Here is a 15,347-nt window from a genome sequence, read left to right as displayed (position 1 = left end):
GAGCGACGCGTTCACGCCGGGCGAGAAAGCCCGCGACTTCGCGTACTACGAGCCGCTGACCGTACGCGACTCCTCGCTGTCGGCGTGCGTCCAGTCGGTGATGGCCGCCGAGGTCGGCCAGCTCGACCTCGCGTACGACTATCTGGGCGAAGCCGTGCGGATGGACCTCGACGACCTCGAGCACAACACCGGCGACGGGCTGCACATCGCGTCCCTGGCCGGCGCGTGGATCGCGCTGGTGGCCGGGTTCGGCGGCATGCGCGACCGCGGCGGGTCGTTGACGTTCGCACCGCGGCTGCCCGAACCTTTGACCCGCCTCACGTTCAACGTCATGTGGCGCGGACAGCGGCTGTGCGTCAACGCGACCCGCGCCGAGACAACGTACACATTGGATGGTGGGGAGCCGGTCGAGCTGGCCCACCACGGTCGTACCTTCACGTTGTCCGCGGGTGAGCCGGCGACGTACCCGATCCCCGCGGTCCAGCCGGGTCCGCGGCCGAGCCAGCCACCGGGCCGTGCGCCCGAACGGCGCCTGCCGGGGACAGAAGTCTGCGAACCGTGAGACCCGAACCCGCCCGACCGACCGGTAGACATCGAGCTTTGTCAAAATCGGACATCTGGATCAGTATGTCCCGGTGCACATTGCGCGTCCCGCTCTGGTCACCCTGGTCGGCGTCGCCGTGGCCCTGCTCGCCGGCTCGCCGGCGCTGGCCGCGACGGGAACACGGCTGACACTGTCCGCCAGCCACGGCGCGCCCGGCGCGCCGGTTACCGCCACGTACTCGTACCCGGCCTCCGGAGGCCTGTTCGGGCCGTCCTGCGACGGGCCGGTCACCTTCGGCTGGGACGGCCGCTCCGTCGCGCAGACCCGTGCCGGGATGAACGGCGGGACCTGCTCGGCGAGCGTGACGTTGACCCCGTCGGCGGGCATGACGGGCTCGCACGTCGTCAGCGGTTCCGCGCCGAATACGGGCAGCCGCCAGGCGACGTACACGATCGACGCCGCAGCGGGCTCCACCAGGTCCGCTCCGCCCTCCCCCGCGCCCACGACGGCCACGCCGCCCGGCGCGGCCTCGCCGGTCGTGAACGCTTCCGCGACCGCCCAACCCTCGCCGGCACGATCGGCCCAGCCGTCACCGTCGGCGCAACCGCAGCCGTCGGCCGGCTCCTCGGCGCCGGCGGGCGACCCGAGCCAGGTGGCCGCTCCGGTCCCGGCCGGCGGTGTGGCGCTGTCGAACGACGGGGTACTCACGGTCATGGACGCCCCCGCGGCGCCCGTCCGGCCGGCCGCCAGTACGCCGCTGGGGGTGTGGCTGCTGCTGGCCGGAGGCGTACTGGTCGTGCTCGGCGCCGCGCTCGTCGTGCTGGTACGGGTCCTGCGCCGGCGCAGGCGGGTCCGGTTCGCCGTGTGACACCCGTTTCCACGGTCCCCCATACGGAGAGTTACTCACATCACGTTTGCCGTACCGATCGGTAGGGCACGTTCCTGCCGGTGAAACGCATCGGGGGTGAGCGGTGACAGTAACGCCGTCGTGGGATCTCGGCACGGGCATGGGGCTGGAACTGGAGTGCGACAACTGCGGCTACGTCATCTCCCGGCCGGGAACCGACCGGACGGACTGGCACGCGCTCTGGGCCGCCGCCCGCCGGCTGGGCTGGGACGGCGCGGCTGGAAGCACCGGCCGACACAGCTGCCCCGACTGCGTGTCGGTCCTCGATCCCGTCGCCTGACCGGTTCGTCGTCGCCGGTTCGCGGTTGGCGGTTGTCGTCAGCGGTCCGCCGCAGGCGGTTTGCCGCGGACCTCGCCGGGAAGAGCTGATCAAGAACGAGCGGCCCGGCCCTGGAGGCGGCCATGAAAACCATGACGAGCACCGTCGTCGCGTGCGAGCACTGCGGAGCCAAGAACCGGGTACCCGCGGCGGCGAGCGGTGTGCCGCGCTGCGGGAAGTGCCACAACCCGTTGCCGTGGGTCACCGACGCGGACGACGACACCTTCGCCGAGATAGCGGAGCAGGCCACGATCCCGGTCGTCGTCGACATGTGGGCGGTGTGGTGTGGCCCGTGCCGGATGGTCAGCCCCGCGCTCGAGACGGTCGCCAGGGAGCTCGCGGGCCGGGTCAAGCTGGTCAAGGTCGACGTCGACAAGGCGCCGAAGCTGGCCCAGCGGTTCACCATCCAGGCGGTGCCGACGCTCATTCTGATGCGCAACGGCCAGGTGATCGCGCGTCAGGCGGGCGCGGCCCCCGCGGCGGCGCTGCGCAAATGGGTCGAGGAATCCCTCGCCGGGACGAGCTGACGCGCTAGGCGGCGCGGGGCGAGCCGGACCGCGCCACGTGCGTCAGAAACTCGAAGTTCGTACGCGTCCGGCGCAGCTGGTCGAGCAACTGTTCGACGGCCTGCTGCGAGTCGACCGCGTGCAGCGCCTTGCGCAGCTTCCGCACGATGGCCAGCTCCTCGGGAGCGAGCAGGACCTCCTCCTTGCGGGTACCCGACCCCTCGATGTCGACCGCCGGGAAGACCCGCTTGTCGGCGATCCTGCGGTCGAGCTTGAGCTCGGCGTTGCCCGTGCTCTTGAACTCCTCGAAGATCAGGGTGTCACCGGCCGACCCGGTCTCGACCAGAGCGCTGGCGATGATGGTCAGCGAGCCGCCCTTCTCGATGTTGCGCGCCGCGCCGAGAAGCTGCTTGGGCGGGTGCAGCGCCGTGGAGTCGATGCCACCGGACAGGGTGCGGCCACCGGTCTTCGACCCGAGGTTGTACGCCCGACCCAGCCGGGTGATCGAGTCGAGCAGCACGACCACATCGTGGCCCAGCTCGACCAGGCGCTTGGCCCGCTCGACCGCCAGCTCGGCCACCGCCATGTGATCGGTCGGGGGGCGGTCGAACGTCGAGGCGATGACCTCGCCCTTCACCGACCGCTGCATGTCGGTGACCTCTTCGGGACGCTCGTCGACCAGCACCACCATCAGGTGGCACTCCGGGTTGTTGCGGGTGATCGCGTTCGCGATCGACTGCAGCACCATCGTCTTACCGGCCTTCGGCGGCGACACGATCAACGCCCGCTGCCCCTTGCCGATCGGCATCACCAGATCGATGACCCGCGTCGTCAGGATCTGCGGCTCGGTCTCCAGCCGCAGCCGCTCCTGCGGGTACAGCGGCGTCAGCTTGTAGAACTCCGGCCGACGGCGCGCCTCGTCCGGCTCCATCCCGTTGATCGTGTCCAGCCGGACCAGCGGGCTGTGCCGGTCGCGCCCGTGACGGCCGCGGTCCCGGCCACCACCGGGCCGGCCGGCGCCCTCGCCGTCAGCGGGACCATCCGGTCCGGCGGCCTGCGCCACCCCGGTGACCTCGTCACCGCGGCGCAGCCCGTACCGCCTGATCTGGCCCGCCGAAAGATAGACGTCGTCGGGCTCGGGAAGGTAGCCGGAGGTCCGGATGAAGCCGTGATTGTCGAAGATCTCGACCGTGCCGGCGACGGGTACGCCGGGCCCGGTCTCCACCCGGGTCGGAGCCGGCTGTCGCCGTACGGGCCGGGTACGTGCGATTTGCGCATTGCTCATGCCGGACCTCGGAGACCTCATGGTGATCCTTTCGAAGATGTGGCTGAGCCAGGTCTGTGGTGTGGCGCGCGGGCACTCTCGTTGCCGGTTTGCGGGTGCCCGACCGTGTCATAGGGCCCGAGTTACGAACACCGGAGCTGATGAGCCCAATGGAGCGCCGGACCGGACGGCGTCGTCACCGTTGCGGAAGGCGCCGTGCGATGATGGCGATCGAAAGACTCCCTGGGGCGGCAGGACTGTCTGGGGCAGCACAGTTATCTGACAGCGCACTCGCCGGCATCCACAAGGCCTATTAAGCCTAGCTCGGCGGCTGGTGGTGGGCAACACCCTCGCGCCGGGCACCGGCTCACCGCCGACCACCTCCCCTGCTTGTCCAGCGCGCGGTAGCGACGGCACGATAGGCCTCACACCTGATCCACCCACCGTCCCCGTGCGAAGGAAGTCACCATGAGCCCCTCGGACCGCCAGCTTGTCGTCGGCCTCGACAACGGCGGCACCTGCAACAACGCGACGGTGCTCGAGGCGTCCGGGCGGTTCCTGGTCGACCGGCTGGTCGAGACGCCGAGCGAGGTGCTCAACGGTCCGGACGTGGCCGTCCGGGCGCTCGTCGACGCGTTCGACAACATCCTCGAGGTCACCGGAGCGCCCAGGAAGCTCGTCGCCGCCGTCGGCCTGGACACGCCGGGCCCGGCGAGCGCGAACGGCGTCATCTCGTCCAGGGGCGCCACGAACTTCTCCCAGCCGGCATGGCACGGCTTCGACATCAGGGGCGCGCTGGAAGAGCGGCTGGGCCTGCCCGTCGTGTACAACAACGACGGCAACGCGGCGGCGCTGTACGCCCATCACCTGTACTTCGGCGCCCGCGCGACCGCGCACTCCTCGGTGTCCGCGATCGTCGGCACCGGCCTCGGCGGCGGCGTGATCGAGGCCGGCCGGGTCGTCCGGGGAGCCGTCGGAATGGGCGGCGAATTCGGGCATGTCCACATCCCGATGGACGGCCTGCTCGAAGCCGACCAGCCCGTCCCCACCTGCAACTGCGGCTTCAGCGGCGACGTGGAGAGCGTGGCGTCCCTGACCGGCATCATGAACAACCTGCTGCCCTACTGGCTGGCCCGACACCCCGACCATGAGCTCGCCTGCGCCGAGTCGCCGCGCGCTGCGGCGAAGCTCGTACGCGGCTACGGGGAGGCCGGCGACCCGCTCGCGCTCAAGATCTTCGAGCAGCAGGCGATGGCGCTCGGGCGGCTGTTCACGATCGCCGCGAACTTCACCGATCCCAGCGCGTACTTCGTCGGCGGCGGGGTCGTGGAGGCCGCGCCCGCGTTCCGCGAGTGGTTCCTGGCGAAGGTACGCGAGCACACGGTCCTGCGCGCCGAGCAGTCCGCGGCGGCCGTGTTCGCCCTGGTGCCCGATCTCGACATGGCCGGCGCCCGAGGCTCGGCCATCGCCGCCATGGAGGCGCTCATCACGCCCGCGGCGCCCGTCGCACCAGCGGTGGTCATCTGACGCCGGCTGGCCGGCGGCACCCACCGGCGCCGCGGCTACGGTGGGTGCCGTGGTGAAGCAACCGTGGTGAAGGCATCGAGACGCGGACCGGTCAGTGTCGTGGAGCCGGTCGATCAGGGGACGGCCGCCCTGGTGCCCGACCGGGACCGGCCGGAAGGCTGGACGCTGCTGGTGGAAGGAGTACCGCAGTCCCACGTCGATCTCGGCGACCCGACCTACCTGGAGTTCGAGTACATGCGCCGGATCGCCTCCGTGATCGACGCCGCCGGCCCGGCCGGCTCGCCGCTGCGGGTCCTGCACCTCGGCGGCGGCGCGCTGACGCTCCCCCGCTACCTCGAGGCGACCCGTCCCCGGTCCCACCAGCGGGTCGTCGAGCGCGACGCCGCGCTCATCGCCCTCGTCCGGCGGGTGCTGCCGCTTCCCCGCGGCGCCGACCTGCGGGTACGGGTCGCCGACGCCCGCGCCGCCGTCGAAGGCACCCGGGACGCGGCGTTCGACCTGGTCATCGCGGACGTCTACAAGGGCGCGCAGATGCCCGGCGCGGTCTCCAGCGTCGAGTTCGCCGCCCAGGTCGCCCGGATCCTGCGACCGGGCGGGCTCTACGCGGTCAACGTCGCCGACCTGCCGCCGCTGGCGTTCTCCCGCATCCAGGCGGCCACGCTGCGCACCGCGTTCCCCGATGTCTGCGTCGTCGCGGAGGCCGGCACGCTGCGTGGCCGGCGGTACGGCAACGTGGTGCTCGCCGCCGCGACCCGGCCCGACGGCCTGCCCGTCGACCGGTTGGCCGCCGCCGCCCGGCGCGACCCGTTCCCGGCCCGCGTGCTGCACGGCATCGACCTGGACCGCTTCATCTCCGGTGCGCGACCGATGACCGATGCCGACGCGCAGGACTCCCCGGCTCCCCCTCCGGCGCTGCTCACCTGAGCATGCCGCTGGCCCGCTCACTGCGGCGCGCGACGTCGCCGCAGCCAGAACCCGCCGGCGCCCAGGGCGACGGCGAGCAGGACGGCGGCGCCCGCCGCCATCATCGGAGCGGCGCCGCTCGTGCTGCCGATCCGGGTCAACGCGACGGTTGCCGGGCCCCCGGTACGCGACGGCTGCGGCTGGTCGGCCGCCGCGGGAGCGGCGCTGTCCGCGGCGGCTGCCGCCGGGGGCTGGGCGGCCGGGGTGGTCGGAGCGGCGGTACGGGTGGCGGCCGCCGGACCGAAGATCACATCGGAGCACGAGTAGTACGTGTCCGGGGTGCTGGAGTTCTGCCAGATGGTGTAGATCAGGTGGTGGCCGGACTTGCCCGCCGGCAACTGGCCCCGCATCACGTACGCGTCGCCTTGAATCGGCGGATCGGTGGCCGTGAGGAACGGCTTCACCTCCAGGTCACTCCACGTCAGCGGCTTCGTCGGGTCGTACCCGTCCTTCGTGACGTACAGCCGGAAGGTCCCCTTGTGCGGGATCGTCTCCCGGTAGGTGAACGTGAAGTTCGCTCCGGCGGCGAGCCGGGTGGCCGGCCAGTCCGCGCGGGGCAGGTCGAGCCCCCGGTACGCGGGGAGCCCGCCGCTGCACAGCTTCCCGTCCGGGATCACCTGGCGGTCGCGCCAGCCGACGTTGGCCACGCGCAGGTTGTCCCATTGGACAAACGGGGTTGTGCCACTGATCGCGACGGCCGCCTTGCACGCCGCCGACTGCGCGCCGGCACCGCCGTCCGGTCCGCAGGCCACCGCCCGGCTGACCGGGCTGTCCAGCGCGCCGTGCGCGAGGGCCGGCGCGGTGACCAGGCCGGTGGGCAGGGCAACGGCGGTGACGACGAGAGCGATCCGGGCGAGCGTGCGGGGAACGGCCATCGGGCACATCTCCTTTGCGTCCAGCGTGAGCGGGCGGCGGCTCCGACCGCTTCGCGTCCGGTCGTTTCGCGTCCGGTCGTTTCGCGTCCGGTCGTTTCGCGTCCGGTCCGGGAGCGCCCCGCCCGACCGGTTACACGTGGGTGATCTCCGGGGAGTTCACCCCGCGATCGCGTCGACGATCTTCTGAGCCTGTGCCTGATGCTTGTCGTACGCATCAGGGAACGCCGATCGCTGCACCGCCTGGGCGGCGTCGCCGACGGTCATCGTCGGCCAGCCGGAGACCTTCGCCAGGCGGGCGTAGAACCGCGTCGCCGCGGTCGTCGGGTCCATCAGTTCGGCCGCCGTGCCCCAGCCCTGGCTCGGGCGCTGCTGGAACAGCCCGACCGAGTCGAAGTTGGACTCCACCCCCTGGTGCGGGACCTTGAGCGACTGCGGCACCTTCGAATTGGCGAGGTTGCGCAGGTGACTTTCCTGGAGCGCGGTGACGATGGCCACCACGTACGCCCGCTTGGGCAGGTTCATGCGCTGGCCGGCCCGGACGATCGCGACCGCGTTGTCCATCTCGAGTTGCTTGAGCCCGGCCACCGGCGGGAGCCTGGCCGGCGGCGCGGACGGGGCCGGGGACGTCGGCGGAACGGACCCGGACGGCAGGGGGCTCGCTGCCGGATCGGCGCGGGCGAAGCCGCGCGACGCCTCGTCGGCGGTGTCCCGGGTGGCACCTGTCAAAGCCGTTGCGGCGTCCGAGGCAGCGGCCCGCTCGGCCGGGCGGAGGAAGGTGTTGATCGCCAGGATGCCGGCCGTCAGAACCATGGACGACGTGAGGAGCGCCAGGATCCAGGGCAGAATCCTGGATGGCCGCACGTGCCGCCCCTGACCCGGCCTGCGGCGTTCGGTCGCAGGCGGGACGCCCGTATCCGTCAGATCGTCGTCGGTATCACGGGGCACCCGGTCAACGTAGGCAACCGGCCACCGTGCCGGCCACCTCGTGGCCATAGCGTCCGATGAAACAAAACTTAAGTTGTTCTTTATCGGCCGCGGCACCCCTCCAGCGGTCCGTGGGAACGGCCGCGACCTCGGCAACGTCATACCCGGCGTGAGAAGAATGCGGCTCGCCCTGCCCGCCATCGTCGCCTGTGCGGCGCTCACCGGCTGCGCCGCAGGCCAGCCGGGTACGCACGCCAACGAGTCCGGAGGATCGTCAGTGTCGAACTCAGCCGCTCAGCCCGGCCCTTCGGGTGCTCGACCCGGCCCCTCCGCCGGGCAGCCCGGCTCGTCACCGGTCGAAGACCTGCCGGTGCCGGCGCCACCCACCGGGGCGCCCGGAGGCCCGAGCCGGCCCGGGGATCTGGGCACCAAGCCGAGCGCGCCCATGACGCTGACCGGCACCGTGCGGGCCGGGGTCGAGCCCAACTGCATGCTGCTGGACAGCTATCTGCTCATCGGCGGCCCGCGCGATCAGCTCCGGGACGGCGCCCGCGTGACCGTGACCGGCCGGGTGCAGGCCGACCTCGTGACGACCTGCCAGCAGGGAACGCCGTTCATCGTGGAGAGCGCGAAGTCGGCCTGACAACTCACAGAAGGACGAGAGCCCGCCCCCTCGACGGGGGCGGGCTCTCGTCCTTGTCAGGGGTGACGGGTCAGCTGACCGCGCCGATCTGGACGTTGCCGCGGCCGACGACCGCGCCCTCGTCCGTCACGACCGTCATCTCACCGAACAGCTGCCGGCCGGCGGTGGGCGCCTGCTGCGCGGTCACCGTACCGGCGATCGCGGCGGAGGCGCCGTTGGCGAGGCTGACGGCCGTGTTCGGCACCGACACCGAACCCAGCGACGGCGAGTAGAAGACGTCGCGGTAGTCGTACTGCGTCGAGCCGGTCGGCGCGGCGTAGCCGACGACCTGGACCTGGTAGGTGCCCGGGGCCGGGTTGGTCAGCACGACCTCCTCCTCCGAGTCGCCGTCGGCGGACTGGCCGACCACCGCGCCGTTCCGGCGCACGTACAGGTCGAGGTCCGCACCCGGGTCGCTCGGGTTACCGATCTTGACGTCCAGCTTCGTCGCCCCGGCGGGGACGACCACGGTGTACGTCTGCGACTCGCCGGGCTTGATGGTCGGCCGTGCGGTGGCCGCGCTGCCGAGCGGGCCGCCCTGGCCGGACACCTTGACCGGGCCGAAGGTGTTCTTGACGGTCCAGCTGACCGCGCTCGGCTGGCCGGCCGGCACGCTGGGCAGCTGGACGACCGCCGGGTTCACCGTGACGCCCTGCACGCGGGCCGTCAGCGAGAACGGATTGTTCAGCGCCGGCGAGGTGCGCCGGGCCTCCACCTCGAACTCCCAGATGCCCGGCATCGGGTTCTGGTAGTCCCGCTCCTGCGGCTTGCACACCGCCGGGTCGGAGAAGTTGGTGTAGCAGCCGAGGCTGGAGGTGTCCTCGACCGGGACGCCCCACGGGTTGAAGGCGATGAACCGCGTCTGCGCTCCCGTAGCGATACCCGAGAGGTTGACCTGCAGCGCCGTCGCGCCCTCGGGGACGGTGACGAAGAAGGTCTTGTACGCGTTGCGGTCGACCGACCCCTGAGTGGTGAAGGAGTACGCCGGCGCCTTGGCGGTCGTGTCGTTCGCGATGACGACGGTGTTGAGGACCTCGAAGTCGACCACGGAGGTCTTCGGGTCGTCGATCTCCAGGATCGCGCTGTGCACCCCTACCCCGGCCTTGGCCTCGACCTCGACCGTCACGGGCTTGTTCAGCGGCAGGTCCACGTTGCGGTCGGACTTGAAGGTGCCGTCGTTACCGACCCAGCGCAGGACGTGCTTGACGTCGCCCTTCGGTCCGCTCGTACGGGTCACCTTGATCCGGTACGTCTTGTCCTGACCGGCCTTCTGGCCGCCGCTGCCCACCGCGCACCGGTTGTAGACGCCGACGCCCCGGTTGGGGGTGGTCAGGTAGGCCGAGAGCGGGGTGCAGACGGGCGCGTCCGCGGTGTACCCACGGGTCTCGACGCCGCCCTTGAGCAGGTTCCACGCGCCGGGCACGTTGAACTCGCCGTAGCCCTGCTCGTACGCCTGGACGCCGTCGATCGGCCGGGCCGAACTGAAGATCGCCCGCCGCAGCGCCGCCGGGGTCACCCCCTTGTCGGTGGCCTTGGCCGCCGACAGCAGCAACGCGGCGGCGCCGGTGGCCTGCGGAGCGGCCATCGAGGTGCCGTTGAACATCGCGTAGCCCGCCGGGAGGGCGTAACCGGCATCCGCGACCGGCTGGCCCGGCTGCCACATCGGAACCGTCGAGATCGCCGAACCGGGCGCCGCGATCTCCGGCTTGAAGCCGCCGTCCTCGCGCGGCCCCCGGGAGGAGAAGTTGAACAGGCTCTCCTTGGTACGCACGACCGAGCCGTAGTTGGCCAGCCACGTGTCCTTGCTGACCGAGGCGGCGACGCTGACCACGTTGCTCGCGACCGACGGGTCGCCGACGGTGTTGACGCCGGGGCCGGAGTTGCCGGCCGAGATGAACATCTGGACGCCGTAGTCGTTGATTAGCCGGTTGTACAGCTCGGCCCGGGCGTTGCTGCCGTCGTTGAGGCCGGGCAGGCCGCCGATCGACATGTTGACGACGTCGACGTGGTGGTTGATGACCAGGTCGGCCATGCCGTCCATCAGCGCGGCCGCGGTGCAGCCGCCGCCCCAGGAGCAGGCGCGCGCGGACACGATCTTGGCGCCGGGGGCGGCGCCGTTGTAGTTCGGGTTGCCGAACATGTCGTACCCGGCGGTGATACCGGCGACGTGCGAACCGTGTGCGCCCTCGACGATGCCGATGTTCACGAAGTCGGTCAGGCCGGGGACGCCGGCGGCCGTCGTGTCCACGGAACGGTGCTCGACGACGAACGGCATCTGCTCCCGCACGGGGGTGGCCGGGTTGTCGGTACCGAAGTGGCCGACGTCGAACCGCTCCTTGTACGGGCGCATCACCGGGTCGTCGGTGAAGTCGTGGTTCTGGTTCACGTCGACCCGGATGTCGCCGTTGGCCGGGTCGTACAGGACGCCGAACGTGTCGGTGGTGTCGCCGTCGCGGTTGACGTCGCCGCCCACCTCACCGACCGCGATCGCCTCGGAGAACCGGCTGATCTTGTAGGTCCCGGCCGGGACCGTCCAGCTTTCGCTCTTGTACGTGACCGTCGGGCCGGTGGCGGTCGTCAGCATCGCCAGCCAGGTGCCGTCGTTGTCGTAGATCGGGTCGGTCGCGGTGAACCAGTCGACGATCTTCCGCTCACCGGTCGAGGTGGTCTGGAGCGCCGGGTTGTCCAGGTCGACACCGGAGTCCATGATGCCGATCGTCACGCCTCGGCCGTCCCACGTGGAGTGCGCCTGCTTGAAGGCGACCGCACCGGTCTCGTTCGTGGGCATGTACGGGTTGGTCGCCGGCGTGTCCTTGCCCGGTGCGGCCACCGCGGCCTGGGCCGAAGCCCCGCCCTCGGCCTTGGCCACCGGCTCGGGCTTGGGCAGCGGGATCGACTCGTTGAGATCGACGGCCGAGACGCCGGGCACCTTGGCGGCCTTGCGCACGTTGGCGGTCGGTACCTGGACCCGTACGTAGCCCACCTGATCGACCTGCTTGGCCACTTTGCCGCCGAGCTTCTTGAGCTCACCCGCGACGTTCTTGGTCTTGCCCTTGTCGGTGGCGACGATGAGGGTGACTGTCGGCTCACCCTTGGCCTCCGCCTGGGCCAACAGCTCGCTGTCGTGCGAGCCCAACGTGTCGGCGGCGGGCTTGGGGGCATCGGACGCGGCGGACGGTGCGGCGCTCGCAGCCGCGACGCCCGTCAGCGAGATGGCACCGGTGGCCAGCGCTGACGCGAAGAGCCCGGCGGCAAACCGTCGGCTCCACATGCGACTTATATTCACATTTCCTCCGGGGAACGCGGCCCTGGGGTCACAGGGCACGTTGATGCGCATCCTTCGCAAGGAGCGCCGGCGGTGTCACTAGTCACCTCAACCTTGTGACAGGGTCGTGACATTCATTGCCGACGATTGCTCCCTGCCTGGGATGCTGCGGTCCACAGTGGCCGAACCACCGTCGTCAGATGGACCGCCCCGGTCGGCCGTTCGGCCATTTCCGGCGAGGGGGACCCCATCGGAACCGGGGCCCGACCCTATCGCTACCCGCCCCGTACCGACCGCTACGTGACAGCTGTACCGTCGCAACCCGAAGCGCCCCGGCGGTCCCGGGGTGACCGATGGCGACCGATGGTGACCGGTCGTGTCCGACAGTTTCCGGCGGCGTCCGGCGACGTCCGAGCGCGCGTCGGCCTGAGCAACGGCGGCGTCCGGCGACGTCCGAGCGCGCCGGCCTGAGCCACAGCCGTGTCCGACGGCGTCCGAGCGCGGCAGCCTGCACCACGCAGCGGCCCGGGGCGCGAAATGCGCACACGACACGGTCGCAGGTAGACCCGGCCAACGGAAACGGCCCCGCCCTCCGAAGAGGACGAGGCCGAACCGCTGTTGCCGGATTTCGTACGTGACCGCCTACGAGGCGCTGTCCCAGGCGTACGACGGCCCGACGTGTCCGCCGGCGGCGACGCTGAGCGTGAACATGGCCTGGTGCCCACCGCCGTAGTCGTAGAACAGCCCGATGTCGTCGGTGGCGGCGCCCGTGTAACTACCCGAGATCATGAACTTCGTCCCGCCACCCCAGGAGGGGCCGTCCCAGACCTGGATCGGCCCGGCCAGGCTGCCGTTGCCGGTCGAACTGGCGGCCAGGCGGAACACCGAGACGTGACCCCGGCCGTAGTCGTACAGCAGCGAGAGGTCGCTCTTCGTGTCGTGGGTGAAATCGCCGGCCGACATCAGCCTGGTGCCACCGCCCCAGACCGGGCCGTTCCAGCGCAGCACCGGCGCGGCCAGCCCACCGTTACCACCGGCCGGCAGGGTGAACACCGCGACATGACCCGCGCCGTAGTCGTACAACAACGCGATGTCGGCCTTGCCGTCGCCGTTGAAGTCCCCGGCGCTGATGAACCTGGTACCGGCGCCCCAGACCGGGCCGTTCCAGCGCAGCACCGGCGCGGCCAGCCCACCGCCACCACTGGCCGGCAGGGTGAACACCGCGACATGACCGGCGCCGTAGTCGTACAACAACGCGATGTCGGCCTTGCCGTCGCCGTTGAAGTCCCCGGCGCTGATGAACCTGGTCCCCGAACCCCAGACCGGGCCGGTCCATTGGATAAAAGGCCCGGCGAAGCCACCGTCGCCGTTGCCGTTCGCCGACAGGGTGAACACCCTGACACTGCCCCCGCCGTAGTCGTAGAACAGCGCGATGTCGGCCTTGCCGTCGCCGTTGAAATCCCCGGCGCTGATAAACCTGGTACCGGTGCCCCACAAGGGGGCGTACCAGCGCGCCACGGGCGGATCGAAGCCACCGCCCTTGCGGGCGTTCATCGTCCACAGTGAGACGTAGCCGACACCGTAGTCGTAGAACAGCGCGACGTCGTCCAGTCCGTCACCGTTGAAGTCGCCGGCAGCCGTGAACTTGGGCGCCGCCTGCGCGGCGAACGCGGCGAGATCGACGGGTGATCCGTTGAAGACGTCCTGGTCACCCGGCAGCGCCCCGGAGTCGGCGTACTGCCAGACCGTCCACTTCGACCAGCCGCTCGGCAGGTACGTGGGCGGCGTGTCACGGTAGGCCGCGACGCTCAGGTACTGGTCACTGAACGCGGTGGTGTTGTTCGTGCACGGGTTCCACCAGTTCGGATTGGTGTAGATCAGCATCTTCTTACCGGTGCGCACGTACACCTGGTTCACGAAGGTGCGGATCCAATTGACCATCGCCGTCGCGTCGAGCCCGTAGCACGGGTACGGCGCGACATATTTGCCGCTCGACCCCTTGTATGGCCACTCGATGTCGAGCATCGGCGGAAGCGTCTTGCCGTCGAGGGCGAACTGCGCGTGGTCGATGAAGTAGTTCGCCTGGCCGACGGCGTCCGGGGAGTCCGGCCGGGCGAACACGTACGCGCCCGAGTACAGGCCGGCCCGCTTCGCGCCGCGGTACTGGCTGTCGAAGTACGGATTGACGTACGTGGTGCCCTCGGTGGCCTTGGCGTAAGAAAAGTCCGTACCCGCGGCCGCGACCCGGTTCCAGTCGATATTCCCCTGCCAGCTGGCCACGTCGATGCCGGTGACGGAGTATCCCGCGGGTCCGGCGGCGGACGCCGCCGCGCGTGGAGCGGCTTTCGTGCTGCCGGATCCCGGGTCCACCCCCGCGTGGGCGGAGCCGCCGTCACCCGGCACGTAGGCTCCACCGCTCTTGGCGGTCGCGGGCGCCACGCCGGCGAGAATCGCGGCCGACACGCTGACAAGGGCGACCATCGCCGTCGCGCAGTTCCGTAGCCGTGAGGTCCGTTTGTTCAAACCGGGCGCCTTTCTGATCTGGAGATCCGACCGATGGCAGCGCGTGGATCGAGCGGGAACGCGGCTAACCGTCCCAGCGGCGGCACACAGCCTCGAACCGCCGTCACACGGGGCGGAATCGCGCAGGGCTGGCCACCACGGCGCTCACCACGCTCGGGTCATCTATTCCGTGAGGCCGTAAGACCGGCTCATCGTACAGTCCATTTGAGGCATTTACTCGTATTTGCCACGACTCGCGTGGCTGTCGTACCGATGTGGACGAGAACTCCCATCGGCCGGGGCACTCCAAACCTGACCGTTCCGCGCGCGTTCCCGCCTCGTTGCCACACATCGACCGGCGATATCGTGGACAGGCGCGAAAACACTGCCCCGTTGGTAGTCGGGGCGCCGTCGGCTCGTCGACGGCCCGTCTCCTGCCGGTCGGTACGCCGCTCCGGTTGTCCAGCGCAGGACCGATGCTGCCTGCGCTCAGGAGACCACGATGGAAACGATGACGGTATATTTCGGCGATCCGTTCTGGATCGCTGTGCTTGAACAGCGACACGACGGGCGCGTACGCGCGGTGCGCCAGGTGTTCGGCGCCGAGCCGACCGACGCGGAGCTGTATCAGTACCTGCTGTGTCACCGCACCGCGCTGCTCGTACGGGTCGAGAGGGCCGCAGCCGTGGCCGACGATGCGCCGGCCCCGGCACCGATCCGCAACCCGAAGAGGCTGGCCCGGGACGCCGCCCGCGCCGCTCGCCGGTCCCGTCCGACCACCGCCGCACAGGAGGCGGTTAAGAAAGACCTCGAGCTACGCGTACAGACAGCGGACCAACGCGGTCGCCAACGCCGCGAAGAGCACGCGGAGCGTCGCCGTCAGGTACGTCGTGCGAAGTCCCGGGTGCGCCACCGCGGGCGCTGAGCCGCTGGCCCACAACGGCGATGGGCCGGTCCAGCCGGACCGGCCCATCCCCCTTTGCTGGCGTCTTATCGGATTCTCACGGTGACCGTGTGGGTGGTCGGATCACCGGCGACGGTGAAGGTGAACCGGTGGGTGCCGGCGGCG

At 70.6% G+C, this 15,347-nt stretch carries 13 protein-coding genes and 1 pseudogene; 8 read left to right on the top strand and 6 right to left on the bottom strand.

All coding sequences use genetic code 11. The features are described 5' to 3' along the window. The coding region (locus HC031_RS31735; RefSeq protein ID WP_277349869.1) for a glycosyl hydrolase family 65 domain-containing protein at window positions 1–562 on the top strand (562 nt) is incomplete at its 5' end. Window positions 563–622: 60 nt separating this feature from the next. On the opposite strand, the gene HC031_RS31730 is transcribed toward HC031_RS31735, so the two are convergent. Next, window positions 623–1,258 (bottom strand): hypothetical protein, encoded by a 636-nt coding sequence (locus HC031_RS31730; RefSeq protein WP_167929154.1) that lies wholly within the window; start codon window positions 1,256–1,258, stop codon window positions 623–625. Here HC031_RS31730 and HC031_RS31725 point away from each other — a divergent pair. The 3 genes from HC031_RS31725 to trxA all read left to right on the top strand — a co-directional run bounded on the left by HC031_RS31725 (window position 1,257) and on the right by trxA (window position 2,297). Beyond that, on the top strand, window positions 1,257–1,412 hold the full coding sequence (locus HC031_RS31725) for a hypothetical protein (protein ID WP_167929153.1): 156 nt from the start codon (window positions 1,257–1,259) through the stop codon (window positions 1,410–1,412). The two genes, HC031_RS31730 and HC031_RS31725, sit on opposite strands and share 2 nt — an antisense overlap. A gap of 103 nt (window positions 1,413–1,515) precedes the next feature. Further along, entirely contained in the window at window positions 1,516–1,731 is a 216-nt protein-coding gene (locus HC031_RS31720) for a hypothetical protein (protein ID WP_167929152.1), read from the top strand. A 122-nt stretch (window positions 1,732–1,853) separates the two neighbouring features. Further along, on the top strand, window positions 1,854–2,297 hold the full coding sequence (gene trxA, locus HC031_RS31715; RefSeq protein ID WP_167929151.1) for a thioredoxin: 444 nt from the start codon (window positions 1,854–1,856) through the stop codon (window positions 2,295–2,297). A 4-nt stretch (window positions 2,298–2,301) separates the two neighbouring features. On the opposite strand, the pseudogene rho reads toward trxA, so the two are convergent. Then, a pseudogene (gene rho / locus HC031_RS31710) lies at window positions 2,302–3,525 on the bottom strand (transcription termination factor Rho); the annotation flags it as partial. A gap of 483 nt (window positions 3,526–4,008) precedes the next feature. Between rho and HC031_RS31705 the strand changes: the two are divergent. Next, window positions 4,009–5,067, top strand: coding sequence for an ROK family protein (locus tag HC031_RS31705; RefSeq protein WP_167929149.1), 1,059 nt, complete (start codon window positions 4,009–4,011; stop codon window positions 5,065–5,067). Between the two features lie 66 nt (window positions 5,068–5,133). Continuing rightward, window positions 5,134–5,991, top strand: coding sequence for a fused MFS/spermidine synthase (locus tag HC031_RS31700; RefSeq protein ID WP_167929148.1), 858 nt, complete (start codon window positions 5,134–5,136; stop codon window positions 5,989–5,991). A gap of 17 nt (window positions 5,992–6,008) precedes the next feature. Here HC031_RS31700 and HC031_RS31695 read toward each other — a convergent pair whose 3' ends face one another. Further along, window positions 6,009–6,905 (bottom strand): lytic polysaccharide monooxygenase auxiliary activity family 9 protein, encoded by an 897-nt coding sequence (locus tag HC031_RS31695; RefSeq protein ID WP_167929147.1) that lies wholly within the window; start codon window positions 6,903–6,905, stop codon window positions 6,009–6,011. 156 nt (window positions 6,906–7,061) lie between these two features. Continuing rightward, window positions 7,062–7,766, bottom strand: a complete 705-nt coding sequence (locus HC031_RS31690; protein WP_167929146.1) for a hypothetical protein — start codon at window positions 7,764–7,766, stop codon at window positions 7,062–7,064. Window positions 7,767–8,007: 241 nt separating this feature from the next. Here HC031_RS31690 and HC031_RS31685 point away from each other — a divergent pair, with 241 nt between their 5' ends. After that, on the top strand, window positions 8,008–8,472 hold the full coding sequence (locus tag HC031_RS31685) for a hypothetical protein (RefSeq protein WP_205863500.1): 465 nt from the start codon (window positions 8,008–8,010) through the stop codon (window positions 8,470–8,472). A gap of 70 nt (window positions 8,473–8,542) precedes the next feature. Here the strand turns inward: HC031_RS31685 and HC031_RS31680 are convergent, their stop codons facing one another. After that, window positions 8,543–11,782 (bottom strand): S8 family serine peptidase, encoded by a 3,240-nt coding sequence (locus tag HC031_RS31680; RefSeq protein WP_167929144.1) that lies wholly within the window; start codon window positions 11,780–11,782, stop codon window positions 8,543–8,545. A gap of 636 nt (window positions 11,783–12,418) precedes the next feature. Further along, window positions 12,419–14,299: a GH25 family lysozyme gene (locus HC031_RS31675; RefSeq protein ID WP_167929143.1), complete on the bottom strand. Its 1,881-nt coding sequence runs from the start codon at window positions 14,297–14,299 to the stop codon at window positions 12,419–12,421. A gap of 481 nt (window positions 14,300–14,780) precedes the next feature. Between HC031_RS31675 and HC031_RS31670 the strand changes: the two genes are divergently transcribed. Next, window positions 14,781–15,203, top strand: a complete 423-nt coding sequence (locus tag HC031_RS31670; RefSeq protein ID WP_167929142.1) for a DUF2992 family protein — start codon at window positions 14,781–14,783, stop codon at window positions 15,201–15,203. Window positions 15,204–15,347: the final 144 nt, after the last annotated feature.

It is taken from the genome of Planosporangium thailandense (assembly GCF_011947195.1).
GTDB lineage: Bacteria > Actinomycetota > Actinomycetes > Mycobacteriales > Micromonosporaceae > Planosporangium > Planosporangium thailandense.
The sequence above is the reverse complement of the archived record's forward strand: the minus strand, read 5'-3'. Positions and strand labels throughout refer to the sequence as shown.